We start from the raw sequence: 25,593 nt of genomic DNA on the forward strand, positions 1-25,593 counted from the left end.
CCGGTCAGCCGCCGGATGGCGGCACTGTCAGGTCGTAGAACACGCTGCCATCGACCTTGTTTCCCGTGAAGTTCGCCTCGACCCAGTCGCGGATCAGCAGGGGTTCCTTGGATCCGCCGTTGGCCTCGTGGCTGATGCGTCCGGTGATCCAGTAGTGGATTTGGCCCGCAGCCACGTACTCCTTGAATTGGGCAAGCGTCGGATAAGGGTCGGTGCCGTTGAATCCGCCCACGGGCATGACGGGCACGCCCGCACCAAGCTGGTAGCCCGCGGCATTGTTGGCACCCGTGGTTGCCGCCGCCCAACGGTAGTCGCCTGCATCGGCGCGCAGCATCTCTAATGCCCCGGGACCCGGGACCGTGACGCGCAGCAGGCCGCCGCCCGGCTGCGCGGGCGGGGTTCCTTGCTCCACCGGGCCGGCGAGGACCAGTGCCCCCGTGCGCGCCCCCAGTGTCGTGGCCACGGAATAGGCGGCCGGTGCCGCGAGGGCCGCCACCAGCGAAAGGGCAACGGCGACGGGCAGCAGGAAGCGAACGGCGGACCGCTTCCGCGGCCACCAGGCACAGGCGAGCAGCAGCAGGGCGCCGGCCACCGAGAGCAACAGCAGTTCATCGGCCCACGACCGGATGAAGGTCGGATCGTGTTCCACCACCGCGCCGGCCCAATACCCCGCCGCCACTATTGATGCGGCCAATGCAAGCATGGCCACGGGACGGTTTCGGTTTTTCCACATGAGCCATGCGCCCATGCCGACCAGCGCCGCAACGGGAGGTGCCAGGGCCGCGGAGTAGTAATGGTGGATGGTTCCCTGCATGAAGGAAAAGACCAGTCCGGTGCCCACCAGCCAGGTGCCGTAGGCAATCACGAGGCCCAGGAACTCCCTGCCCGGGCGGTTCCGCCAGGCCCGGGTGCCCCACAATATCCAGATGGTTCCGGCCAGCAGGATCAACGCGGCGGGGATCAGCCAGGAGATTTGCGTGGAAAAGTTCCCGGTGAACAGGCGCCATGCACCGGGGGTCCGTCGATTGGGGTTTCCGACGCTGCCGACCAGATCGCCATTGAGGCGTCCCAGTCCGTTGTAGCCGAAGGTAAGTTCCAGGATCGAATTAGTCTGCGATCCGCCGATGTAGGGGCGGGTCGCTGCCGGCCAGAGTTCAACCAGGACCAGCCACCGTCCGGCCGCCACGGCCATGGCGGCCCCCGCGGCCAACAGATGCAAGACCCGTTGCCCCCACCGGACCCGGGCCGTCAGGAGGTAGGCGGCGGCAAACCCCGGAACAACCAGGAAAACCTGCATTTGCTTGGTCAGGAAACCCAGCCCGAGCAATGCCCCGGCCAGGAGCAGCCAGGACAGCGCCCTGCCGCCGATCGCCTGCAAGGCACGCAGCAGGCAGTAGGCGGCTGCCGTCATCAACAAAACCAGCAGGGCCTCGGGGTTGTTGTAGCGGAACATCAGCAACGCCACGGGAGTCAGGGCCAGCACCAATCCGGCCAGCAGGCCGGCCCGGCGCCCCGCCACACGGGTGACGGTCGCGTAGAGCAGGAAAACCGAGGCAATGCCCATGAGGACCTGGGGGACCAGGACCGAGTATGTGTTCAGGCCGAAGAAACGCACGCTCAGCGCGGGAATCCACAGCGAGGCGGGCGGCTTGTCGACCGTGATCGAATTGGCCCAGTCGAAGGAACCAAAGAGGAAAGCCGTCCAATCCTGAGCCCCTGCCTGTGCCGCGGCCGAGTAGTAGGCATTGGCCCATCCGTTGGCGCCGAGGTTCCAGAGGTAGAGCATCCCGGTGCCAACCAGCAGGGTTGCCAGGAGCAACCGGTCAAGCGGCCGGGTCCGGCCCGGTGCGGCATGCAACCCGCCCGGATGGCTTTTCGTGGCGCTTTGGCGGGAGTTGTGCGGGTGCGGGCCGTCTTCGCTTGCCGGTGCCCGGGTGCTCATCATGTTTCGGCCCTGTCCGTGGTGAGCAGCCGGTCCTTGATGGGCCGGCCGGGGCGTGGGAAGACCCAGTTCCGGAACAACACAAAGCGCAGCACGGTGGCCAACAGGTTGGCTGCCACCAGTGCGGCCAACTCGACTGTGGGCGGCGGCTCGGCCAACGCATGAAGGGCGAAGAGGGAACCCGCCGTCAGCGACCAGCCCAGCCCGAACACCACAAGTCCCTGCAGGTGGTGGGTGACAACGCCGGTGCTGCCCCGGATGCCGAAGGTGAAGAAACGGTTGGCGGCGGTGTTGCCGATGGCCGTTGTCAGCAACGCCACAAAGTTGGCCACCTGGGCGCCGGTGTATTGGCGCACCATCCAAAAAATCAGTATGTAGGCCAGTGTCGAGGCAATCCCGATGGCGCCGAAGCGGACAAGCTGGCTGAAAAGCGAGCGGGTGCCGGCCTGCGGCGGGATCCGCGAGAGCTCGTGCCTGACCGCGGCAATCGGGATGCGCCCGGTGCCCAGCGAGACTATCAGCCGTCCCACGCCGCGGAGGTCGCTTTTCGCGGTGTGCATCACGTCCACGCTGGAATTCGGGTCATCGATCCAGTCCACCGGGATTTCCGCCACTCGAAGCCCGGCCTGTTCGGCCAGCACCAGCAGTTCGGTGTCGAAGAACCACTCGTTGTCCTTGATCAAGGGCAGTAGCTGGTCGGCAACGTCGTGGCGCACGGCCTTGAAGCCGCATTGGGCATCGGTGAAGTGCGTGCCAAGTGCCGTGTGCAGGATCAGGTTGTAGCAGCGGGAAATGACATCACGCTTGGCGCCGCGTTGGATGTGTGAACCGTGGGCCAGCCGGGTCCCGATGGATACGTCCGAGTGTCCGCTGAGCAGCGGGGCTAGCAACGGACCCAGTGCCGCCAGATCCGTGGACAAATCCACGTCCATGTAGGCCAAAACCGGGGAGGGCGATTGCTGCCATACGGTGCGAAGCGCACGGCCACGGCCCTTTTCCGGAAGCCGGAAAGAATGTACCTCGGGAAACTCCCGGGCCAGCCGTTCGGCGATCAGCGGCGTGGAATCCGTGCTGGCATTGTCGGCGATGCTGATGCGCACGGCATAGGGAAGTTCGTCCTTGATGTATCCGTGCAGGCGCCGGATGCAGTTTTCGAGATCCTTCTCCTCGTTGTACACCGGTATGACGATGTCCACGGGTTCCGCCGGGGGCCCGAGCGCAATCGCCGATCGCGGGCGCACGTACGGCGCGGGGGATTCCTCGGCCAAGGGTTGAAACCTGATACGGGAACGCGTCATAGCATTACAGTGCCCCTCCAGCATGTGCTGAGTTCGGGACTCGCAGGGCGCGAAGTCCGTGATTCCGGGGGTAGTTCGTTGCAGTTGGATTGCTAGGTGTCCGCCCCAGTATAGGAACCCGACGCCCGGATTTGCCATGCCTTGCGGGCCCTGGAAACACTTTCAGCGCGTCCATGCAGGTGATGCCCGGGACAACGGGTTTAGTGCCGGATCGACGGCGGCTTGGGAAGACCGAAATCGCCAGGGGCGGGGCGGAAAGACTTGGGTCTTTGCTTTCGCACTTTGACAAGGGAGTCCAATTGTTCGGGGGATCCAACACCGCAAGGCCGGCCAAGCGGAAACTTGCCGCGGCGATTGCCACACTGCTGAGCGTCGGCATCGTGGCCACGGGCTGCACATCGGCGCCGGCGGCAGCAGCTGGCAAGAACGATTCGCGGGCAACCATCGTGCGGATCGTGGACGGCGACACCATCGTCGCCGAGGTGTCTGGCACCGAAACCACCATCCGGCTGTTGAATATCGACACCCCGGAAACCAAGGATCCAAACGAGCCCGTTCAGTGCCTCGGGCCCGAGTCCACCGAGTACATGAAGTCGCTGCTCGCGCCGGGGGACATGATCGACCTTGAATACGACGTGCAGCGCCTTGACCCGTACGGGCGCACGCTGGCCGGCGTGTACAAGGATGACAGCCTGGTCAACGCCGACATTGTTGCGGCCGGACTCGGAGTCGCGGTCCTTTACCAGCCAAACGAACGCTTTTACGCCGAGGTGAAGGCCGCCGAGCAAGACGCCCAAAACGCGGAACAGGGACTCTTCAGCCCGTCCATCGACTGCACGGTTCCGGCCATGGTCAACCAGGCGACCTCCGATTTGGAAGGGCTCGAGGAAGTCGATCCGGAATCGTCGGCGGCTGCGTGGACCGCCCTGGCCGTCGTCGCCGCTGCGGTGCTTGCGGGCAAGGCCAAGAAGGCGGCACTGGCGGCCTTGGACACGGGTGAAGACGGGGTCGCCGGCGCGGTGTGGGCTGCGCGCAAGGCCAAGCACCTGCCGCGGCTGGATGCGGCACTCAACCGGGCGACCGCCATGGAATCCAAGCTTGCCACGACCCGGATGGCAATGCAGGAATCCGAAAAGAAAGCGAAAGCTGCCAAGAAGGCCAAGGCAGAGGCCAAAGCTGAAGCCACACGAAAGGCCACAGCGGAACGCGAAGCGAAAGCCGATCGCAGGGCCGCTGCTGCCGCCAAGAAGGCGGCCCAGCGCAAGGCCGCGCTCAAGAAACGATACGTCGCGCCCAAGAAAACGTACCGTGCTCCGGTCCAAACGCGTAAGCCGAAGAGAAGCGGCGGCTCGTACGCAGGTTACACCGGGCCGCGCTGCTACGCGCCCGGTGGCAAGAGCTGGAAGCCCTGCGGATAGTCAACTTTCGGCAGTGTCTGGATGACTGAGCGCCTGTGGGGGCCGAGCCGTGTGGACGGCTCCGCCCCCATCCGTGTTCCTGCTAGGACCCGCGATTTCCGGGCACCGGAACCGCCGGCCGTTTCCATCGTGGATGAGCGCAGGTAAGGGTTCCAAAAGTTCGGACCCCGGGCATAGGGTTTTGATGGCAACTTTCGAACCCCGGCCCAGAAGGAACCTGACATGGCTACGTTTGACGATCGACAGAACACGGCACTGCTGGTCATCGACACACAGATCGACGTTGTTAAGGACGGCTATGAGCGAGACGCCGTCCTGGGCAACATCAGGGCACTGGTCGATGCCGCCCGCTCGGCGGGAACGCCCGTTATCTGGGTGCAGCACTCCGATCCGGAACTCAAACGAGGAACCCCCGGCTGGGAAATCGTGCCTGAGTTGGACCCCCGAGAGTCGGAGGCGCTGGTCCACAAGAACTATGGCGACTCGTTCGAGGCAACCGACCTCGAGGCCGTGCTGGCCGCGGCGGAGGTCGGTCACCTGGTGGTCGCCGGCGCCGAGAGCGATGCCTGCATCAGGTCAACCATCCACGGCGCATTCACGCGCGGCTACGACGTCACGCTCGTGGGCGATGCCCACACCGCGGGCGATCGCAGCCAATGGGGTGCCCCGCCTCCGGAGGCGGTCATCGCACACATGAACCTGTATTGGCAGTTTCAAAGTGCCCCGGAGCGCACGGCCGCCGTCGCCAAGACCGGCGACGTGGCCTTCGGCCGGTAGCGGCAGGCTCCCGCCGTCACCGGAGCTATTGCTAGCGGCGGCGGGCGGCCCACACGGTCCGGCTGCCGCGCAGCACCAGGTCAGTGCGGTGCTCAAGGCCTGCCGGGTTTTCCGTGTCCAGCAGTGCATCGATCGAGGCAAGGTCCCCGGGGGACAGCTTGTCTTCCAGCCCGGTTCGGGTCCTGCCTAGCCACAGCTGCGCATAGGGTGCCATGACCGCGGGCTCCGGGGCCAGCTCATAGGCGAAGGCCCGCTGTTCCACCTCAAAGCCCGCGGCTTCAAGCTGCTCCTGCCAGTCCGGATGGGAGTTCCAGCCCTGTGCGTCGATGAGCCGGTGGCAGCGCTCCTCAAGCCCTGGTTCTCCCCAGCCAATGTCGTCCGGCAGGAAACGCGGAAATGAATCCATCTCGATGACCGCAAACAACCCGCCGGGGTTCAGTGCCGCAAAGACCTCTGCGAACACCTTGTCCGGGTTCGCCACGTGGTGGATCGAGGAGGCAGCCCAAACCAGGCCCGCGGTCCCGACCGGCGGCCACTGGGCATCCAGGTCGGCGTGGACCCCGACGACCCGGCCGTCCAGCCCGCGTGCTTCGGCCTTGGCTGCCAGGCGTCCAAGCATGTGCTCCGAGTTGTCCACGGCGAACACCGTTGCCTTCTCGAAGCGTTCGGCCAGCGCCAGGGTGCCGGTTCCCGTGCCCGAGCCGAGGTCAACGATGGTTTCCGGGGCGCCGCCGAGCCCCGCGACCCAGTCTGTGATCTCCGCCAGGTGGGCGGCCTGCAGGGTGGCGTCCATGTCGAGCATCTCGGCCATCCTCTCGTCGTCGGATGGATCGTGCGAGTGGCCGTGGCCGTGGGTATGCCCGTGCGAAGAAGTTGCGCCGTGCTCGTGCGGGTGCTGGCCGTGCGGGTGCTGGCCGTGCGGGTGCTGGGAATGAGTCATGTACCAAGCGTAGGCATGACCGACAGAATCAGTCCCAAAATTTTGCCAAAACGGCAAAAACCGCGAGTGCTAAGTCGGCGATGGCCGCGGTCGGCGAGCGCTTCCGGCGCCTGCCCGGTTCGAGCTGCCTCGGGTTCTGCCCGCACAGGGGCTCCCGCCCCTTGTTTGCCGCGTCCCACGGTGCTAAACAGGTGGACTATACGGTGCCCGCTAAATGGTGCTCCGGTTCTCCCATGGTTTTGCGTGCCGGGAACGGAAACCTCCAGGGCCTTGGAATCACTAGCCGGTGCTCGGCAGCCCGGTGAAGGATGTGCGCGGAGATGGCAAACAAACCCCTGAAAGACGATCCAACCGATGAGTTCCTGGAAGTGGGCCCGCCGAAGACGAGCGCCGTCGGAATCCCCAGCCTGCTGGCATCCATCCCGCTGGCTCTCAATGAGATGGGGCCGCAACGGGCACTGAAGACCCTTTTGCACATGAACCACAAGGACGGGTTCGACTGCATGAGTTGCGCCTGGCCGGATCCTCCCCACCGCAAGGTGGCCGAGTTCTGCGAAAACGGTGCCAAGGCGGTGAGCTGGGAAGCGGATCCGCTGAAGGTTCCGCGCTCGTTCTGGGAGGAGCACTCGGTGACCGAGCTGCGCGGGCGCAGCGAGTACTGGCTGGGCCAGCAGGGGCGGCTGGTCGAGCCGGTCTACAAGGCCGCCGGACAGGACCACTACCGGCCCATTTCCTGGGACAACGCCTTTGGCATCATCGCCCGTGAGCTCAATGCCCTGCCTTCCCCGGACGAAGCGACGTTTTACACCAGCGGGCGGGCCAGCAACGAGGCGGCCTTCACCTACCAGCTGTTCGTGCGGGCCTTCGGCACCAACAACCTCCCCGATTGCTCGAACATGTGCCACGAGTCAACCGGCAAGGCCATGACGGAGAGCATCGGGGTGGGCAAGAGCGCCATCCACTACGAGGACTTCGAGAAATCGGACCTGATCATCATCATGGGCCAGAACCCCGGGACCAACCACCCGCGCATGCTCACCGCGCTGGAGGACGCCAAGCGCGCGGGCGCGAGCATCGTTGCGGTGAACCCGTTGCCCGAGGCCGGGCTGCTGAACTTCAAGAACCCGCAACGCCCGCGCGGCATCATTGGCAAGGGGACGGATCTGGCCGACCAATACCTGCAGATCAGGATTGCCGGCGACATGGCGTTGATGCAGGCGCTGGCCAAGCGCGTGTTCGAGGCCGAGGACGCGGCCCCGGGATCGGTGCTTGACCACCGCTTCCTCGCGGAGCACTGCATCGGGCTGGCCGAGTACCGGGCGCACCTGGAAACCCTCACCGAGGCGCAGGTGCTTGCGGCCACGGGGCTCTCCAGCGCCGCGATCGACGAGTTGGCCGCCCGCTACCTGGCCGCTGAGAACGTCATCGTCACCTGGGCGATGGGCCTGACCCAGCACAAGAAGGCCGTGCCCACGATCAAGGAAATCATGAATGTGCTGCTGCTGCGCGGGAACATCGGCAAGCCCGGCGCCGGGCCGTGCCCGATCCGCGGGCACAGCAACGTGCAGGGGGACAGGACCATGGGCATCTGGGAGCAGATGCCGGAGGCTTTCATGGACAAGCTCGCCGCCGAGTTCGAATTCGCGCCCCCGCGCAAACACGGCCTTGATGCCGTGCAGAGCGTCCAGGCCATGCGCGACGGGAAGATCAAGGTTCTCATCGCCCTGGGCGGGAACCTGGTCCACGCCATCTCCGACACCGGGGTCGCGGAGGAAGCCATCCAAAACACCGGGCTCTCGGTGCAGATCTCCACCAAGCTCAACAGGTCACACGCCTACACGGGGGAGCAGGCGCTGATCCTTCCCACGCTGGGACGCAGCGACATCGACATCCAGGACGCCGGACCGCAATTCGTCACGGTGGAGGACACCGTGTGCGCGGTCCACGCGTCGCAGGGCCGGGTCATGCCCGTCTCGGAGAAGATGCTCTCCGAGGTTTCGATCGTTTCGCGCATGGCCCGCGCGGTGCTGGGCGCCGGACACCCTTTCACCTGGGAGGCGTTCGAGGAAAACTACGACTCGATCCGGGAACACATCGCCCGCGTGGTGGACGGATGCGAGGACTACAACGCCAAGGTCCGGCAACCGGGCGGATTCATCATGGCCCACCCGCCGCGGGACGAACGCCGTTTCCCGACCCCCAGCGGCAAGGCGGTGATCACCGTCAACGAACTGGACACCATAGACCTTCCGGCAAACCGGCTGATCCTGCAGTCGCTGCGCTCGCACGACCAGTTCAACACCACCACCTACAGCCTCAACGACCGTTACCGCGGCGTGCACAAGGGCCGCAACGTCCTCTTCGTGAATCCCCAGGACCTGCGCGAACTCGGTTTCCAGGACGGTGGCTACGTGGACGTCCACTCCGAGGCCGACGACGGGCGGGACAGGGTGCTGCACAGGCTTCGGGTCATTTCCTATCCCACGGCACCGGGCTGCGCCGCCACCTACTTCCCGGAGGGCAACGTGCTGGTTCCGCTCGAAGCCACGGCCGAGGGCAGCAACACCCCGGTGTCCAAATCGATCATCATCCGTCTGGAACACGCCGAGGCGCCCGACTTCGCCGGCATGAAATAGGCCCGGCCGGCGCCCGTTTCCGGGGGTCGGCACTGAATTGCGGTATCGAACGAACGGAAGGACGTTGAAATGAGCACTGTTGCAACGATGGTCATCGAGGCCCTGGCAAACCTTGGCGTCAAGACCATCTGGGGCGTCGTGGGCGACGCACTGAATCCACTGACCGATGCCATCCGCACCAGCGACAAGGTGCGTTGGATTGGCGTACGGCACGAAGAGGTCGCGGCATTTGCCGCCGGCGCCCAGTCCCAGCTCACCGGAACACTTGGCGTTTGCATGGGAACCGTCGGGCCGGGCTCGATCCACCTGCTCAACGGCCTCTACGATGCCAAGAAGTCACGCACCCCGGTGCTGGCCATTTGCGGCCAGGTTCCCAGCGAGGAAATCGGTAGCGACTACTTCCAAGAGGTCAACAACGACCAGCTCTTCAGCGACGTGGCGGTCTTCGCGCGCACCGTGACGAGCCCCGCCCAAATGCCGTACCTGCTGGAGCAGGCGGTGAACACCGCGATGGCGCGTCGCGGCGTCGCGGTGCTGAGCATCCCCGGCAACATCGGGGCGGCTGAGCTGCGCAAGGGCCCGGTGCCGAACTTCATCGACGTGGAGCAGCCGACCGCCGCGCACCCGGATGCACTGCGGGCCGCGGCCGATGCGCTGAACGCATCGTACAAGGTGACCATGCTGGTGGGCATGGGGGCACGCGGTGCCAAGGACGAGGTCCTGGCAACGGCGGAGCGTCTTGCCGCTCCCATGGTGCTGACGCTCAAGGCCAAGGAAATGCTTGAGGACGGGAACGATTTCCAGGTGGGACAGGCGGGGCTGATCGGCAACCCGGGCGCCCAACACGCCCTCGAGGCCTGCCAGACGCTCCTGATGGTTGGTACCGACTTCCCCTACCGGGATTCGTACCCGCAAGGCAAGACCGTCATCCAGATCGACAGCCGGGGCGAACACATCGGCCGGCGAACCGCCGTGGACCACGGCGTGGTCGGGGATGCCGGGCTCTCCTTGGCCGCCCTGCTTCCGTTGCTGAAGCTCCATTCCGATCATTCCTTGGTTGTCAGCTCCCGTGACAGGTACCAGCAGTGGGCGCAGCGGCATGCTCGGCTTGCGGATCCGGGCCACGATGAGCACCTGGTGGGCCGGGTACGCACCGCGATGGACAACCCGGAGCATGCCATACGTCCCGAAGCGGTGGCCGCCGCGATCGACAAGTACGCTTCCGACTCCGCAATTTTCACCTCCGACACCGGCATGACGACCGTGTGGCTGTCCCGTTACATCACGATGCGCGGTCAGCGCAGGATGGTTGGATCCTTCAACCTCGGATCCATGGCCAACGCCATGCCCCAGGCCCTGGGTGCTTCGGCGCTGGATCGCTCGCGCCAGGTGGTTGCCCTCTGCGGCGACGGAGGGCTGACCATGCTGATGGGTGACCTGTTGACGGCGGTCGCCTACGACTTGCCGGTCAAGCTGGTGGTGTTCAACAACGGCAGGCTGGGCATGGTTAAGCTGGAGCAGGAACAGGGCGGGCTGCCGGAGTTCGGCACGGTTTTGAAGAACCCGAATCTGGCCGAGGTGGGACGTGCCTGCGGCCTGCACGGAATCAGGGTCGAGGATCCGCACAAGTTGGATGCTGCCATCCAGGAGGCCTTGGCCCATGACGGGCCCGTGCTCCTGGACGTGGTGACGAACCCCGAGGAGGTGTCGGTTCCCCCCAATGCCTCTGCCGGGCAGGCGTTGGGATTCGGCATCGCCAAGATCAAGGAGTCACTGGCTTCCAGGGGAGAGTCCTGAAACGAGGTCCGGGGGTGATTTGTGGTGCTGTGAGGGGAATCCGGCGTTCCGGGCCGGGCCACCGCCAATACAGCGTATGGTTCGGGTAGGGGTACTTTCCCCTATCACTTGGGAATGTCCAACGTTCCCGGCTAGGACGGCACCACATGTCGAACAAATCACCGCGCAAGAGCGAAGCCAAGAAACCTTCCAAGTCCATCAAGGAAAAGCGCGCCGAAAAGCGCACCAAGGGCGCCGGAGACGCGATCATCGATCCGGTGCGCAAGGTTTCCAAGTAGCCGCACCGCGGTGTGGCTGATCCAGCAAGCCACCGTGAATGCACGCAGGAGAATGCCGGTTCCCCGGGGATGCGTCCTCGAGGAGCCGGCATCCCTTTTTGGCCGGGGCACCCGTCCCCGTCCGTCGACGTCGATCGCTGATTTAGGAGCCTGCCCAGACCCGCGGGGTCCTGCCAATCTTGCGATGGCCCCGTGCCGGACATCTCCGAGATTGCGGGCATTTTTCCGCGCAGGAATCGGAATGACGTGAACTTGATCAACTAAGCAAAGACGATGTCCCTGTAGGAGCCCTCTACATCCAAGGGCATGGGGGTGATCCGGGACTCGCAAGTCTATGCCATGGTTCTCGGCTCATATGGATAGTCGTCGGGGTGCGACAAAATGTGTTCCCACCGTCGTGCAATCTCGGTATCCGGTGGTCTGAGCAAGCGATTTACCACGTGGAGCGTCGGAATCAGCAGGATCACGTAGGTGAAAAACGGATACAGCCCGGCAGCAGCGGATCCTGGCCTCAAGAAAGTGAACATTTCTGCGGTCACAATAAATACGACAACGCAGGAAATGGCGACGTAGCGAACAACGCGGGCGATCTCCGCGGCGGTGAGAGGCCAAGAACTGCCTTCCATGCCAAACGGCTGTACGTAGTATCTGCCCGGCGACTGATTTCGAATCCCCATGGCACGCCTCCGCAGTGAGGACTGATGGTTCCTTAAGTGTGATTCCCTCCGAAAAATCGGTCAATAGGACAAGGCGCAATGTTGGCCGGGAGCCCGCCGGCCCCCGAACTTTATGGGCGGCCGCCAAGGATAATTTGTTTCAAACCCGGAGCTGGGCGGTTTGCCGCCAAGTCATTGGAGCTGTGTGATGAGCGAAGATCGCAGGACCTCCGTCTTTCATCAGCGCGGCAATCATCCGGGGCCGAGGTCGTGGCAGTTGACTCCCGTCGTGGCAGCCACTTCGTTGCGCGGAGCAAGGCTTGCGACGAGATCGGCACGGACGGAAAAACCAACACCGTTTCCAAGCCCGACGAATTCGACAGGGGAGACGTGGTGGCAAGCCCGCTTCCAGCCCGGATTGATCTCGTCAAAGTGCCCGCGTGGCGCCGTTCGATCCAGCATGACTATTAGCCGTGTGCCGGGGATTCAAACTGCTGCAGCCATTCCTTGAGGATGACTTCCAACAGTTGGCGATCCGACGGGGGGACACGCTCAATCAGCCGTTGCTCGTTCGCCATGTGCTCTGCGAAGGCAGCATCGATCACTTCGATTCCGCGGGGCGTCAACGCGGCCAGCCGACGGCGCTTGTCACCGTCGATTTGTCGGCGTACGACCAGGCCAGCCTCGCAGAGGCGGTCAAGGCGCTTGGTCATCGCACCGGTTGTGACCATGGTGTGCTGAGCCAGTTCGCCCGGGGCGCGCTCGAAGGGAGCCCCGGCGCGTCGAAGGGACGCAAGCACGTCGAATTCACCCTCCCCGAGCCCGTGCCGTTCATAGACCACCGTGAGCTCGGCCGTCAGGTAAGCGGCGAGCCGGTGCAAGCGCCCAATGATGCCCTGGGGGCCCACATCAATCTCGGGGCGCTCCCGGCGCCATTCCTCTTGGATGCGACTGACCCTATCGTTTTCTTCCACACTTCACTATAGCTTCCTCGGAAGCTATAGTGGCTTCCATGGAAGCTATTTCTTCACCGGCACCCGGTCGATGGTCCACTTGGCGCTGGGTGCTCGTCGCCGCGCTCGCCCCCGTTGCCTGGGGATCAAACTATTACGTGACCCGCCAGTTTCTCCCGCTTGACCGTCCACTTTGGGGCGCCGTGCTGCGCGCGCTGCCGGCAGGCTTGATGCTGCTGGCCATGGCACGATCGCTGCCGCGCGGATCCTGGTGGTGGAAGTCGGTGGTCCTCGGTGCGCTCAATGTCGGCGCATTCTTTGTGCTGATCTACCTCGCCTCGCAACTGCTGCCTTCAAGCGTCGCATCGACGATCATGGCCACCTCCGCCGCCGTCCTGATGCTGATCGCATGGCCGCTTCTCGCGGATCGCCCCAAACGGCTCCCGCTCCTGGGTGCGCTGCTTGGCTTTATCGGGGTTGGGGTCATGGTGCTCGGAGCCACCGCGTCCATCGATCCACGCGGTGTGGCGGCATCCCTCTCGGCCATGCTGCTGTCATCACTGGGATTCGTCCTGACCAAGAAATGGGCCGTCGGCCAGAAAACACTTGCAATCACTTCATGGCAACTCATCGTCGGAGGTCTTCTCGTTCTCCCGTTTGCGCTTCTGGTTGAGGGCGGCGTCCCCGAGATCGATCGTTCCGCTGCTATCGGTTTCACGTACGTGACAGTTGTCGCTACCGCACTGGCTTTTGTGGCATGGTTTGCTGGACTGCGTCACTTGCCGGCGGGAACGGTCGGACTCGTCGGCCTGCTCAACCCGGTCGCCGGGGTGCTGCTCGGCACGTTCGTGGCCGCCGAACCATTCGGCCCCCGCCAAGCCGTCGGCACCATGCTCGTGCTCCTCGGGGTAGTTATTGGTCTGAAGCGGTCAAGCCGTCAGAACGGGGGAGCTCCGCAAGTGGATGCATCCCCTGAAAGGAGCGACAAAACGCAGTTACTGAGTGCTGCGGCCAATTGCAGGCAAATCGGAGGCCATCGCATATCTTGATGCGCTGTAGACCCCAGCTTTCCTTGACAGCCGATCATCGCCGTTGCAGGGAGAAAGCACATTGCGGAATCCGCTGGCCGTGCGCCGCCGACAAGAGAAACAAGTCAACCGGCAGCGCACCTGGAACTTTCAGCATATCGCCGGGACGGTGCCTTGTGGCAAGGCCCGCGGTGTGCCATACACTGCTCGGATGCGCCCGACCGTCGGGCGTAGCTGGAAGGGGACGAGATGCCAGATGTGATCGTCGTGGGGAGCGGTCCGGCCGGAATGATGTTGGCCGGCGAGTTGGCCCTGGCGGGGGTAGGCGTTGCGATCATGGAGCGACGCCCGACAGGGGAACTGGCGGAATCCCGTGCCGGTGGCTTCCATTCCCGCACCATCGAGATCCTCGACCAGCGTGGGATCGCCGATCGGTTCCTGGCGGAGGGAAAGACGGGCCAGACGGCCCGGTTCGGCAGCACGGTTCTGGATATCAGCGACTTTCCGACGCGGCACCCGTACGGGCTTGGCCTGTGGCAGAGCCAGATGCAGCCGATCCTCGAGGGGTGGATCGACCAGCTCGGAGTGATCGTTCACCGCGGATGCGAAGTGGTCGGTTTCGTCCAGGACGAATCCGGTGTCGATGTCGATCTCGCCGATGGCCAGAAAGTTCGGGCGGCGTACCTTGTCGGCGCCGACGGGGGCCGCAGCATGGTCCGCAAGAACGCGGGCATCGACTTCCCCGGATGGGACGCGACCCGCAGCAACCTGATTGCCGAAGTCCAGGTATCCGAGGAGCCGCCGTCCGGCATGCTTCAGGATGAGACGGGGGTCCACGGCTTCACCTTGTTGGAGGACGGGCGCAGGTATCGTGTCATCACGACGGAACAACAGCTGGGCTCGCGGGAGGGACCCGGCTTGACCGACCTCGGCAATGCACTCAGGGCGGCGTACGGCACGGACTTCGGAGTGCACTCACCGACCTCGATCTCCCGGTTCACCGACGCCACCCGGCAGGCCGCGACATACCGCAAGGGTCGGGTGCTGCTTGCCGGGGATGCAGCGCACGTCCACTATCCAGCCGGCGGGCAGGGGATCGGACTGGGCCTGCAGGACGCAGTCAACCTTGGATGGAAGCTCGCGCAGGTGGTCAAGGGCATCTCACTCGAATCGCTTCTGGACACCTACCACTCGGAGCGGCATTCCGGCGGTGCCCGCGCGCTCAAGCACTCAATGGCGCAAACAGCCCTGCAGCGCCTGGACGCACGGACCGCGGCGCTCGCCGAGACCGTCGGCGAACTCATGTCGATGGACCAGCCGCGCAGGCACGTCGCCGCGTTGATCCACGGCCTCGACATCACCTACGACCTCGGGGAGGGGCACCCGCTTCTCGGGCGTCGCATGCCGGATCTTGACCTTGACACGGCAAACGGTCCGACACGCGTCTTTACGCTCCTTCACGACGCGAAGCCGGTGCTGCTCAACTTCGCCGAGCCGAACCGCCTCGAGATCGCGCCCCGGGCTGGGCGGGTGCAGCTGGTCGATGCCCGATTCGCCGGCGCGTGGAGACTGCCCCTCGTCGGCGAAGTGACACCTCCTACTGCGGTGTTGATCCGCCCGGATGGGTATGTCGCCTGGGTGGGACAAGGAACCGATCAAGGGCTGGCGGATGCGCTCGACTTCTGGTTCGGCCCGGGGTTGCCCGTCAGATAGCGTCGTTTTTGGTTCCCAAAGCAACGGGCAAGTACGTTGTCATATGCCGAAGGCGAATGCATTGGTGCCCGAAGTCGTCTGCGCTTTGACTGAGCGTCCACACGCGGTGTTTTGATGGGGACGCCACGAGACGGGTTGTTTGTCGACGGGGACAGCAGTGCTTCGACCCCGCCTCCATCGACGCCTGGCGACGTGGAGAGTTTGCACAGCATCTGGAAATGCCTCGGCAATAATGAACTGCATGAGCGAATGCAAAGGGTTAAGCGTGCGATTCCTGGACAAATGCCGGACGGCTGGACTGGGCGTCGTTGGTTTGGTGTTGTGTGCAGGCGTTTTGACGGGGTGTTCCGTGTTCCGGGATTACTCGGGCGATACCTGTGACGGGCGCAAGCCGGTTGGCTCCTTTGAACAAGCCGGCAAGGAGTTGGTGGCTGCCGCCTATGCCGCCGATCGGGACGGGGTATGCCGAGTCACCCACCCTTTCCCGGGCGGGGTTCTGGACGATGCAATGGTTGCCAAGACGCGGGAGATCCTGGTCCAACGGGGCATCACCCCACAAAACGTCAGCGTGGTGGTGGGGGAGCAGTTTGGAAGCGGCGTGACCGTTCATCTGACAGACGGCAGCCATAACGATGCCCATGCGCTCAGGGTGGATGGCATCTGGGTCCGTGATGACGGATTCACGGTTGGCTTGCCGCCCGAGCTTTACCCTGTGGTGCCCGAGCACCCGGCATCGCAGTCCGCCTCGACAGACCCCGCTCCCTCATAGGGTGAGCGCCGCAGGGAATCGACCAGCGCGAGGCCCCTCAGGAGCACCCGCACCCGGCTTCCAAAAGTTCCGTCAGTTGGAGCGGTGGCGACCCTTGCCGGCTTCGCGGGCAGGTCGCCTTTGACGGCGGATCGCCAGATAGGTGGCAGCCGTGATCAAGGTGGGAACGAGCAGAAAAACAAGGAATCCGACCACGCCACTGCCAAAGCTGCCGGCGTCTATGTAACCGGCGCTTATGTATGCAGTCAGGCCGACCCACCAGAAGAGAATTGCAGCGAAGCCGCCAACCACGATGAGTGGACCCCTGGTGTCTTTGCGTTCAATCAACAACGAACGATCTTCCTGCCCGACCATGCCGACTCCCATATTCGCCAACCAACCACCTGAGATTAGGACAGCACGGATCATCGAGTTTGGCGAGACCTTGGTCGGTATCTCCAATTGATGAAACGCGCAGGCAGACACTTGTATGAGCAGGCAGTATTCACGGAAACCAACCCCTCGCGCGCTATGGAACTTCCATGGAAGTGGCAATGGCGGGGTGGCGACCCCTGCTTGACGGAGTCCGGGTAGACGCTCATCCGAGACACAATCAGTCTTTGACGCGCCGGAAGCAAGATCTTCGTTGACCGGTCGATAAGGATGGATGAGTGGGTGGGTGCCTCGCCTGCGAATGTGTGACCAAGTGAAAGGTCTATGTATCTGTGAATCTTGAATGCAATCCGGAGCGTGCTTCCCAGCTGTGCAATGAAGCGCAGGCGCGCTTGATGGGCAATGTGGCGGAGTTGACCAACACGGAAGTCCGTTCGCCGAGTCTTCTGCCCGGCTGGACTGTTGGGCATGTCCTGACCCATCTGGCTCGCAACGCCGATGCGCATGCGCGACGGCTATCGGGCGCGCTGCGCGGAGCGGATGTTCCGAAGTACGCAAGCGGCCAGGATCAGCGCGTTGGCGAGATCGAGGAAGGGGCTGGTCGGTCGGCCGGTGAGATCATTGCCGACCTCGAAGCCAGCCAGTCGCATCTCGAGGACATCTTCGTGCAGAGCTCCGCAGCAGGGTGGCCCAACGGCCACTTCCTCGGCGGAGGGCACTACGGTGTGGCTGGGTGCCCGGCGCACAGGCTGCGGGAGGTGGAGATGCACCACGTCGATCTCGGACTTGGCTACACCGCATTCAACTGGCCGGATGAGTATGTGGCCTGGGATCTGCCGGTGTTGCTTGACACCGTTTCCGAGAGGCTCAGTTCATCCAACGACCGCCGGAGGTTCATGGCGTGGCTGGCCGGCCGCGGGCCGTTGGACACGGAGACAACCTTGGCTCCGTGGTAATCAGTAGGGCCGCCGCTAGCCGGGCACCTTGCGACTGGCGATTCGATGGGTTTCATGAACGGCAGCGCGACCGTGCTAGCCAAGGCCTTGCGTCAATCGTGCGCGCCCGGAGGCAGCTCAACGGCAGGCTGAACGGGCCAACCACGGAATTGCTTGGCAAGGCATGCCAGAATTCAACCATGGAGCTTGACCAAAACCTCATCGACGCCGCTATCGATCAAATAAGCCGCCGCTGGCCCAATGCAGAGCAAGCAGTCGCGGCTGCTATGTATCTCGAGGGCGGGCAGATACTGACCAGCGTCAGTCTCGACAACTTCAACGCGGCGGCAAACTTGTGTGCGGAAACCGGCGCAATATGCCAGGCCTACACCATGGATCGGCAAGTGACTGCCTCGGTATGCGTGAGCAGGGAAGCCGGAAGCGGCAAAATCTCCGTCCTCGCCCCTTGCGGTATTTGCCAGGAACGGCTTGCTCTCTGGGGGCCAACCGTTCAAGTCGCCGTTCCAGGGCCACACACCGCGTCTGGGTGGAGCACCCGCACATTACTGCAAGTCAATCCCTACTACTGGGCCACGCAATTCACCGACGACGGCCACTGGCCTTCAACGGCTGACCACAGCTGGTAGAGAAGCGAGGTATGCCGCGCCAGCTAGCGTTGAACTGCTCGGGCCCTCATATGGGACCGGAACCCCAGTAGTCATCACCGGCCTCGGCATCGAAGTGGCCTGATTCGTGGTTCGCAAGTGCGAACCCGGTGACTCGGTGGAGAGCCCGATTCCGAACGTATGCCGTCCTCCAAAAATTCGTGAATCGGACGCTGTGCAATCAACGTCGGGCCGTGGCCGACGTCGTAGCCGCGCATGGATTGAACATGAATGATGCCGTTCCGGCATGGATTTGTCGTTTGACTTCGGGTTGGAACCCGACATGATCGACGGGCTCTCGGCAATCTTTCGGTGAAAACTCGTTCGTTGCTGTGCCGCGCTGGGATGCGGTCCGAATGTTGGAGGACCGCGGGCCAGGGCCATCCGGGCTCCGGCACCGTGACGGTCGGCGGGCTGCCCGTCGCCGACCTGCTCGGAGACGGGCAGCGACGTCAGGTCCAGTTTGTGACGCAGGAGCAGCACCTATTCCTGGGCACGGTCGCGGACAATCTGCGGCTGGCGGCGCCCTCCGCCGGAGACGCCACGCTGTGTGGGGCCATGCGCGCGATCGGGGCCGGCTGGGTGGATGAGCTTCCGGATGGCATCAGGGAAAAGCGAGCAACGCCCGGCCGGGTAGCATCGGAGTTGCGAATCATCGCTCCCACGGGAGAATGCCCAGCAACAATACCGCCGCCCAGATCCAAGGAATCCGATGCAGTTCAACAAAAAAGCACTCAAAGACGACGGGTTCACCGGATTCCGGCCCATCGCTTCCCTTGAGATCAACAGGATTCCGCAGCGCCAAGGGATATTCGCTGTGCTGCGGCCCGAGGGTTTTGAACCGCGGTTCCTCGCCAAAAGCACAGCCGGGGTTTTCAAGAAAAAGAATCCTTCCCTGCCCGAGTCTGGGCTCGCCGCCGAATGGGTCGCGGACGCGGATGTCCTGTTCATCGGCAAGGCCGGCCTCGGAAGCAAGGGCAACCGCGGGCTCCGGCGCCAGATCCAGGAATTCGTGGACTTTGGAAGGGGCAAGCCGCCGGGACACTGGGACGGCCGACTGATCTGGCAGCTGGCGGACGCGGGAACCCTTCTCGTGGCTTGGAAGGAATTGCCTGCGGAGGCGCTCAATGCGGCCCAAACGACCTACCATGCGGAGTTTCGCCAAATTCACGGCAGGTTGCCGTTCGCCAACCTTGTCCAGGCCCGCATCTAAAGCGGGTCCCCGTATTGGCGTAGCCAGATCGGCGCCGAGTACGAGTAGAGGGCGGCGAATGCCGAGTGGGTGATGGCGAGTTTGTCGTATCGTGCGGCAATGCTGTGCCATTGCTTATCGATACGGAAGCATTGCCCGACGATGGTCCGTCCTTTATGGGCTACTAAATCGCAGCATACGGAATGGCCCCCGCGGGTGCTTTTTGGGTTTGCCGTTTGCAGCCTGGTCCTTTGGCTCCGGGGGCGAAGGCCAGGATCTTCCATCCTCGCAACGGCGCCCGGTTGGCCATGAAGCAGCAGGTTCTACTGCGGTGCCCATCTTAGGGCCCGCGCCAGAGCAGCAAGACGCACTGGCGCGGCACCGGCAACCAGCACTCCGGTCCGGGCGGGTCCGGATTCAGGCCCAGAACTCATCCGCCTTGGCCGTGTCATCGAAGTACTCCCGGCCCTCGATGACCTTTCCGTCCCGGAGCACGAACGCGATGGCCGTGGCCAGGTCCAAGGTCTTTCCATTGCTTTCGGCGTGGCTTTGATGGATCCCCACGGTGTGGTTTTCCCCGCCGACGATATCTTGGACGGTCGCTTGGAAGGTACCCTGGGACCGCGCACCCAGCTCGCCGAAGTAGGCAAAGATGGCGTCGCGCCCTTGCTTCGTCCCGGACAGCACGCCGCTTCCGGGGGCGTACCAGACTGCGTCCTCAGCAAACAATTCGCCAAGTGCCGCCAGGTCGCCCGCGTTGAAGGCCTCGTATCCCCGTCGAATCAGCTCGGCGTTTTCTGCAGCTCCCATGTCGGGCACCTCTCCGTCTTCCTCGTCGGTCATGTTGGGACGGCATAAGCCTATTCCCGGCGCGGGTGCCTGTCGATGGGAATGACCACAGGATCCTGGACCCACCTAGGGACCTACCCGCGTTCGCCGACCGCTCGGTGTGGACCTGCTACGTTCAGCGGGTCCCTGGCTGCGGGGGCGTCACCGCCGGCCAGCCGCCAGGTAGCGTTGCGCGAGCGAAGTTACCACCGTGAAGGCGTCTGAGTGCGCTTGATGAGCTGAAGCTGCCGGGTCACCACTAAAGAAGTAGGTCCACCACTGGAGCGGAGCATTGGAGATGGCAGGTCGGGCAGGATTCGGCGAATGGCCATGCTCAGGTGTATCACCATCGTCGCAGCGAAAGCCCTCGACGGAGTTCTTGGGCCGTTTCCACAGCTGTGAACGTCCCGTTGGCGGCTGGGGGACCGGAGCGCCGACCAATGCCCGAGCGCTGTCAAGAGTTTGAGGTGCTGCCACTCCGATTGTGGAAGGGGCAATCAATCATGTGGGTTGCCGTGCGACGCCACCCACTGTGGCCGTAGAGGAATGGCTGGGGGCCACCCGTGCCGCGTCAAAGCACCGAGAAGCCCGGCGGAGGACCCGGCCGACCGGTGGCGGCGAGCAGGAGCGGAGCTGCAAGGCCTCCGGCAATGGCGAGGTCGGCCACTACGCCGAGAGCTTGGGTGGCAGCCGTGTCTGGAACGTCCGCCGGCAAACCGAGCGCTTTGGCGAGGTCTGCCGTATGAATGGCCAATTCGAACGTGCGTGTGGGCAGATAGTCCCGAAGCCACATGCCACCCACGATCGTCGTTACCAGCTCGGACCCATCCTGGGCATCGATGAGCGGGATCACGCGTGCGGCGATCTCCGCCACTGCGCCCGCGGGGTCAGCGCCCAAAGCGGTCCCGGCGTCGCGTCCGCGGGCCTCGACCGCTGGGCCGGAGGCACTCGTCGCCCGGAAGTATTCCGCGGCCGAGGCGACCTCGACGGCGGTGGCAGGACGGGAAAGGTACGACTCGACCGTCAGAAGTGCGCGGCTCGTGTGGCCGACGAGCGCCCGAATGTCCCACCCGCCGAGGCCCGGCTGGTCCCACCGGTCACCGACGAGGGTGGATATGCGCACAAACCATTCAGCGGCGTCCGTGAACGCCCGTCGCGAATCGTCCCATGAGAAGTCCATGCTCCGAAGTCTAGTTCCCCTGCCTCAACCTCATGCGGGACGGGTCCACCGAAATTTGGGGTTGTCCGCGACGGATCCGCTGGCGGGCACGGTCGGTGACGGCATACTAAGTGGATGACACTGAATGAGGAGCTTGACCGGATCTTCGCTGCTCGCGATCGGAACAACATGCAGCCGACCATCGATGCGCTGTTGCCAGTTCTGGCTGAGCACCCGTCCAACGCGCGTGTGCTCTACGAGGTGGGCGGCGCCTACGACACCGCGGGGATGGAGGAAACTGCGGGCTCGTTCTACGAACAAGCACTCCAGGCAGGCCTTTCAGGCGATCTGCTGCGCCGGTGCTACCTCCAGTACGGATCCACGCTGCGGAATCTCGGCGCATTCACACGCTCGGTGGAAGTCTTCGGGCGTGCCCGGGAAGAGTTTCCGGACTCGCCTTCACTGGCAGTGTTCCAAGCGATCACCCTTCATGCGTCCGGCCGCGTCGATGAAGCCGTCGCTTCGCTGCTTGAGGTGGTTGCAGAAGGTGTTGACTCGCCGGATATGGGACGGTACAAACCTGCGATCCGCGGCAATGCCGCCCACATTCGGTCTTTCGCGAGAAATTCGCCTCCAATGGAGCGGCTCGATGCCCGGTAGCCGGGCGGTTATCGGACCGGTGTGCGCGGGAAATCTATTTCCGAAACACAAGTTGCTGGTCACGGGCTTTGGTACACAATCGAGGTATGAGATTCGAAGGTATCCTTCCCGAAGACGCGCCCGACCCACGCATCGAGCGGGCCAAGCTCCTGAAACTCATACCGATCCCCGTGTTGGGGCTCGTACCCCAGACCTCGTTGGAGGACGTGGATGACGTCGGGTTTCAATCCGGCGCGGACGATCGCGGATACTTCGAATTGGCAGCCAGCGTGACCTACATACTCTGGCGAAACTCGAAGGACCACTCGGACTCGATAAACCTCGCTGACCTCGACGAGGACAGGAGAAGGGCCATCGAGGATGTTCCTCCCTGGCCGCGGCCCGCCTGGCTGGTTGAGCAGGTGGAGCGTCTGCGGTATCCGCAGCTCTGGGAGGCCGTGCGAACCACCTGGCACCGTGACCCATCCGAGCGGCATTCGGTGGGCAACATGTTGGTCGACCACGTCAACCACATCCTCATGAACCAGTACCCGCAAGAACACGGGCTGAATGGCAATCCATGGGACCAACCCACACTCGAGGTGACCGTCCGGGCGGTCAATCATCGGGTCACTGTCCTGGTCGATGGAGTCGAGGCGCCCGCCGCGGAGATCGATACGGATCCGTTCGTGTACGGCATAGGCGCGGAAGTGGAAGGTGGCGTGGTGACCGCAGTGCTTCCACGCGCCGAGCTCGAGCACATCCGGATCCAGTTCGCGACGCGGAGATAACGACCGTTCCAAGGCGCCCGAGGGTTGGCCGTCGACCGGCAGCAACACACGAACCCGGATCCGAGAGCAGGGGCGCCTCAGCGTACGTTTCGAGAACCCTCTCCGGACAGCAATCGAGGGTTGGTCGAGTTCTATCTGGCGGGCTACGCCAGTTGGGTCCCCGTCAAGCGTGAACTCGGGTCCGAGCAACCGAGCATGCTTCGAGGCTCCGGAAGACATCGCCAGGCCGCGTCCCGGCCCGTGCCGTTTTCGGCAACGTGCCCGGCAGTCCATTGATACTTGGTTTCCGCATCATCCGAGATCTCCGCCCCAACAGGGCCAACAAGTCGACCGGAATTGAGCCTGGCCGGTAAAGTGCCCCATAGAGCGACTTGGTCGCATTCAAGCGAACAAGCCATGGGGGAACTTTGGAAGCACTCATCCACGCGTTTAGCCAAATCGGACTCCGATCGCGCCCGGGTGGAACATGCCGCCGCACATCTAACACCAAACCCGGTGTCGTGTTGCTGCTGGCCTCGCTCAGCTTGGTGTTGGGCGCCTGCGGCGTCCAGCCATCGGTTGAGGGTGCTGCTCCGCACCCGGTGGAACCAACCACTGTTCCCCAGCCCGCGGCGGAGGTCGAGCCGGAATTGCGGTACATGAAAAACGGAAAATTCTGGGACATCATCGACCGTTCACTGGAAGCCTCGGGCGGAAGCACCGGGCGCCAAGCTGTCGAGCTGGAGGAAATACTCGCGGCCATGCCACCGGAGCAGATCGCTTCCTTCAACGCCACGTTCGTCTCGAAAAACCTCGAGCTCTACACGTGGGAATTATGGGGCGCGGCCTACGTACTTGTCGGCGGCTGCCTCGACGACTGCTTCGAGTACTTCCGCAACTGGGTGGTCGGCCAGGGCAGCGACTACCACCAAGCCGTGAAACGGGATCCGCAGGTATTGGCCGACGGAAGGCTACGCAGCGACGTCGAAATCGGTGACGCGGAGTCGCTGGCCTACACCGGCGCAGATGCGTACCTGCGAAGCAGCGGCGGCCGGGAGCTGTACGAGGATTACCCCGAGAGTCCCTCGACCATTGCGGGCGAAGAACCCTGGGGAACGGCATGGGACGAGGAAGAAGTAGAGAATCTCTATCCGGGTCTCACGCCCCTTCCTGCCGACTAGTACTACAGTCGCGTTTATTCCTGGGTCGATCGGCGGTTTAAAAGGATTTGTGATGTCTCAAGACTTCGGTGACAGTTTTGCCTCAGGAGACCGGTGACAGTTGATGTATCAGGACTTTGGTGACAGTTGCCCCGGTTTCCGGTCCTTGCCAAACAGCGTGCGGGACTTGGTGATTCCAACGTAGGTAGTGCCTTTGGGCGGCCACGTATAGTCCGCAATGACCTCGCCTTGGGTGTTGGCGAAGATGACGCCTTCGGCATCCCAGCTCGAAATGACGGTTCGTCCGCCCATCGATGCGGTCAAGGAAAATATGGTTCGCCCGATGTTCACGACGCCGTTGGAATAGACCTTCAGCTTCCGGCTTCCGGCGCCGGAGGGATGGATGATGCTGCCGGTGACCCTCTCCAGAGCGCTGGTCTCGAAGGCGGTTTCGTCCACCACACCGGTCGCGGCAACGGCGGCTTCCGATTGGTCGACTGTTCCGGTCGGGCGTTGGCCCACGCCGACGGATCTCGCTTCGGGCGGATTGGCGTCCGCAAGGCCCGGGATGGGTGCCGGCCGGGGTGCCTCGGCGATCTGCGTGGCATCCCATGCTTGCTGCGGGGTGAGGCGCCCGGGCAGTCCCTGGTGCGGGCGTTCGGTGTTGTAGATCAGGTCGAACCGGTCGACCATCCCTTGCAGTTCCCGGTGGGTTGCCGCGAGGGGTTGCTTGTCCAGCCAGCGGAACAGGGTCTGGTGGAACCGTTCGTTCTTGCCCTGGGTGGTGGGTTTGTAGGGTTTGCCGGTGATTGCCTTGACCCCGAGCGAGGTCACGTAGGCAACCAATTGGCCCTCGACGCCGCGACGCGAGGGATTCAGCGCAACGCCGTTGTCGGTGAGGAGCCTTTGGGGAACCCCGCGGGCCGCGATGCCCTTTTTCACGACCGCCAGGGCCGCCGCGCTGGTTTCCGCTCCGGCTACGTGGGAGGCGATCGCGAGGCGCGAGTGGTCATCCTGCAGTTGGAAGATCACGCACTTGCGCCCGCCGGTGAGCACGTATTCGGTCGCATCCAGCTGCCAGCTGCCAGCAGGCGTTCGGCGCCGGGTAGACGAAGCGGCGGTAAGATGCCCGCGGCTTCTTCCTTGGTTCGTTTCGGGCCACGTTCTTTTCCCGGAAGATCCGTGCCAGGGACGCGGGCGAGGGCGCCTGCATCCCCAGGGCCATCATTTTGTCGTGCACGCTGATGGGCCCGTGGTCCAGTCCGGAGGATTCCAGTGCGGCACGCACATTCAGTGACTCTTGCTTGCGCTCCTCGGTGAGCCTGGTGGGTGAGGATTTGGGCCGGCGTGAGCGTGGCTCCAGGGCCGCGGCCTGCCCCTCGTCCCGCGCCCTGGCCCGGATCGCGTAGAACGTCTTGCGGGTGATGCCGTGTTCGGTGCAGAACGTGGAGACGGCGCCGCGTGGTGCGTCATCGGGCCACTGGGCGATCGCGAGGCGGATACGGGCGTTGACTGGCTCATTCTTGTTCACTGCTCATTCTTTGCCCAGCCGCAACGACCGGTCAAAGAGTCATTAACGCGACGGAAGTGTCACCACCAAAACTCCCTGAAGTGTCACCGATGTGTTGAGGCAGAACTGTCACCGATGTCTTGAGAGATAACAGGTTT

Annotated in this window: 22 protein-coding genes and 1 pseudogene; 15 read left to right on the plus strand and 8 right to left on the minus strand. The window is 63.8% G+C overall.

The window, feature by feature from the left end; genetic code table 11:
* Window positions 1-4 precede the first annotated feature (4 nt).
* Window positions 5-1,945 (minus strand): ArnT family glycosyltransferase, encoded by a 1,941-nt coding sequence (locus JOF47_RS05805; RefSeq protein WP_209996547.1) that lies wholly within the window; start codon window positions 1,943-1,945, stop codon window positions 5-7.
* The gene (locus tag JOF47_RS05810; RefSeq protein ID WP_245356274.1) at window positions 1,942-3,210 is read right to left on the minus strand and encodes a glycosyltransferase; all 1,269 of its coding nucleotides are present in this window, start codon (window positions 3,208-3,210) and stop codon (window positions 1,942-1,944) included. The genes JOF47_RS05805 and JOF47_RS05810 overlap by 4 nt, the downstream gene beginning before the upstream one ends.
* 299 nt (window positions 3,211-3,509) lie before the next feature.
* On the opposite strand from JOF47_RS05810, the gene JOF47_RS05815 reads away from it, so the two are divergent.
* Window positions 3,510-4,658 carry a thermonuclease family protein gene (locus JOF47_RS05815; protein WP_209996550.1) on the plus strand — a complete coding sequence of 383 codons (1,149 nt, stop codon included), beginning with the start codon at window positions 3,510-3,512 and terminating at the stop codon, window positions 4,656-4,658.
* A gap of 222 nt (window positions 4,659-4,880) precedes the next feature.
* On the plus strand, window positions 4,881-5,435 hold the full coding sequence (locus JOF47_RS05820; RefSeq protein WP_209996552.1) for an isochorismatase family protein: 555 nt from the start codon (window positions 4,881-4,883) through the stop codon (window positions 5,433-5,435).
* 31 nt (window positions 5,436-5,466) lie between these two features.
* Here the strand turns inward: JOF47_RS05820 and JOF47_RS05825 are convergent, their stop codons facing one another.
* Window positions 5,467-6,375: a class I SAM-dependent methyltransferase gene (locus JOF47_RS05825; protein ID WP_209996554.1), complete on the minus strand. Its 909-nt coding sequence runs from the start codon at window positions 6,373-6,375 to the stop codon at window positions 5,467-5,469.
* A 320-nt stretch (window positions 6,376-6,695) separates the two neighbouring features.
* Between JOF47_RS05825 and JOF47_RS05830 the strand changes: the two genes are divergently transcribed.
* The 4 genes from JOF47_RS05830 to JOF47_RS05840 all read left to right on the plus strand — a co-directional run bounded on the left by JOF47_RS05830 (window position 6,696) and on the right by JOF47_RS05840 (window position 12,213).
* Window positions 6,696-9,011, plus strand: coding sequence for an FdhF/YdeP family oxidoreductase (locus JOF47_RS05830; RefSeq protein ID WP_209996555.1), 2,316 nt, complete (start codon window positions 6,696-6,698; stop codon window positions 9,009-9,011).
* 69 nt (window positions 9,012-9,080) lie between these two features.
* On the plus strand, window positions 9,081-10,808 hold the full coding sequence (locus tag JOF47_RS05835) for a thiamine pyrophosphate-dependent enzyme (protein ID WP_209996556.1): 1,728 nt from the start codon (window positions 9,081-9,083) through the stop codon (window positions 10,806-10,808).
* A gap of 146 nt (window positions 10,809-10,954) precedes the next feature.
* Entirely contained in the window at window positions 10,955-11,086 is a 132-nt protein-coding gene (locus JOF47_RS22145) for a hypothetical protein (RefSeq protein ID WP_281070236.1), read from the plus strand.
* A 926-nt stretch (window positions 11,087-12,012) separates the two neighbouring features.
* Window positions 12,013-12,213: a hypothetical protein gene (locus tag JOF47_RS05840; protein ID WP_209996557.1), complete on the plus strand. Its 201-nt coding sequence runs from the start codon at window positions 12,013-12,015 to the stop codon at window positions 12,211-12,213.
* On the opposite strand, the gene JOF47_RS05845 is transcribed toward JOF47_RS05840, so the two are convergent.
* The gene (locus tag JOF47_RS05845) at window positions 12,210-12,716 is read right to left on the minus strand and encodes a MarR family winged helix-turn-helix transcriptional regulator (RefSeq protein ID WP_209996558.1); all 507 of its coding nucleotides are present in this window, start codon (window positions 12,714-12,716) and stop codon (window positions 12,210-12,212) included. The two genes, JOF47_RS05840 and JOF47_RS05845, sit on opposite strands and share 4 nt — an antisense overlap.
* A gap of 38 nt (window positions 12,717-12,754) precedes the next feature.
* On the opposite strand from JOF47_RS05845, the gene JOF47_RS05850 reads away from it, so the two are divergent.
* The 3 genes from JOF47_RS05850 (at window position 12,755) to JOF47_RS05860 (ending at window position 16,205) form a co-directional block, all read left to right on the plus strand.
* Window positions 12,755-13,744: a DMT family transporter gene (locus JOF47_RS05850; RefSeq protein ID WP_209996559.1), complete on the plus strand. Its 990-nt coding sequence runs from the start codon at window positions 12,755-12,757 to the stop codon at window positions 13,742-13,744.
* Window positions 13,745-13,972: 228 nt separating this feature from the next.
* Window positions 13,973-15,436: an FAD-dependent monooxygenase gene (locus JOF47_RS05855; protein WP_209996560.1), complete on the plus strand. Its 1,464-nt coding sequence runs from the start codon at window positions 13,973-13,975 to the stop codon at window positions 15,434-15,436.
* A 241-nt stretch (window positions 15,437-15,677) separates the two neighbouring features.
* Window positions 15,678-16,205 (plus strand): hypothetical protein, encoded by a 528-nt coding sequence (locus tag JOF47_RS05860; protein WP_209996562.1) that lies wholly within the window; start codon window positions 15,678-15,680, stop codon window positions 16,203-16,205.
* A 72-nt stretch (window positions 16,206-16,277) separates the two neighbouring features.
* On the opposite strand, the gene JOF47_RS05865 is transcribed toward JOF47_RS05860, so the two are convergent.
* The gene (locus JOF47_RS05865) at window positions 16,278-16,559 is read right to left on the minus strand and encodes a hypothetical protein (RefSeq protein ID WP_209996563.1); all 282 of its coding nucleotides are present in this window, start codon (window positions 16,557-16,559) and stop codon (window positions 16,278-16,280) included.
* A gap of 350 nt (window positions 16,560-16,909) precedes the next feature.
* On the opposite strand from JOF47_RS05865, the gene JOF47_RS05870 reads away from it, so the two are divergent.
* From JOF47_RS05870 to JOF47_RS05880, 3 genes are all read left to right on the plus strand, one after another.
* Window positions 16,910-17,533, plus strand: coding sequence for a maleylpyruvate isomerase N-terminal domain-containing protein (locus JOF47_RS05870; protein ID WP_209996565.1), 624 nt, complete (start codon window positions 16,910-16,912; stop codon window positions 17,531-17,533).
* Window positions 17,534-17,712: 179 nt separating this feature from the next.
* On the plus strand, window positions 17,713-18,159 hold the full coding sequence (locus JOF47_RS05875) for a cytidine deaminase (RefSeq protein ID WP_209996567.1): 447 nt from the start codon (window positions 17,713-17,715) through the stop codon (window positions 18,157-18,159).
* 730 nt (window positions 18,160-18,889) lie between these two features.
* Window positions 18,890-19,390, plus strand: coding sequence for a hypothetical protein (locus JOF47_RS05880; RefSeq protein ID WP_209996569.1), 501 nt, complete (start codon window positions 18,890-18,892; stop codon window positions 19,388-19,390).
* A 396-nt stretch (window positions 19,391-19,786) separates the two neighbouring features.
* Here the strand turns inward: JOF47_RS05880 and JOF47_RS05885 are convergent, their stop codons facing one another.
* Entirely contained in the window at window positions 19,787-20,212 is a 426-nt protein-coding gene (locus tag JOF47_RS05885; protein WP_245356275.1) for a nuclear transport factor 2 family protein, read from the minus strand.
* Between the two features lie 556 nt (window positions 20,213-20,768).
* Window positions 20,769-21,377 carry a maleylpyruvate isomerase N-terminal domain-containing protein gene (locus JOF47_RS05890; RefSeq protein ID WP_209996570.1) on the minus strand — a complete coding sequence of 203 codons (609 nt, stop codon included), beginning with the start codon at window positions 21,375-21,377 and terminating at the stop codon, window positions 20,769-20,771.
* Window positions 21,378-21,491: 114 nt separating this feature from the next.
* Between JOF47_RS05890 and JOF47_RS05895 the strand changes: the two genes are divergently transcribed.
* From JOF47_RS05895 to JOF47_RS05905, 3 genes are all read left to right on the plus strand, one after another.
* Window positions 21,492-22,016: a tetratricopeptide repeat protein gene (locus JOF47_RS05895; RefSeq protein ID WP_209996571.1), complete on the plus strand. Its 525-nt coding sequence runs from the start codon at window positions 21,492-21,494 to the stop codon at window positions 22,014-22,016.
* Window positions 22,017-22,102: 86 nt separating this feature from the next.
* Entirely contained in the window at window positions 22,103-22,786 is a 684-nt protein-coding gene (locus tag JOF47_RS05900; protein WP_209996572.1) for a hypothetical protein, read from the plus strand.
* Between the two features lie 500 nt (window positions 22,787-23,286).
* Window positions 23,287-23,946 carry a DUF4240 domain-containing protein gene (locus tag JOF47_RS05905; RefSeq protein ID WP_209996573.1) on the plus strand — a complete coding sequence of 220 codons (660 nt, stop codon included), beginning with the start codon at window positions 23,287-23,289 and terminating at the stop codon, window positions 23,944-23,946.
* Window positions 23,947-24,054: 108 nt separating this feature from the next.
* Here JOF47_RS05905 and JOF47_RS05910 read toward each other — a convergent pair.
* Window positions 24,055-25,456, minus strand: a pseudogene (locus JOF47_RS05910) (integrase core domain-containing protein).
* Window positions 25,457-25,593: the final 137 nt, after the last annotated feature.

The sequence above is a fragment of the Paeniglutamicibacter kerguelensis genome, from assembly GCF_017876535.1.
GTDB classification, from domain to species: domain Bacteria; phylum Actinomycetota; class Actinomycetes; order Actinomycetales; family Micrococcaceae; genus Paeniglutamicibacter; species Paeniglutamicibacter kerguelensis.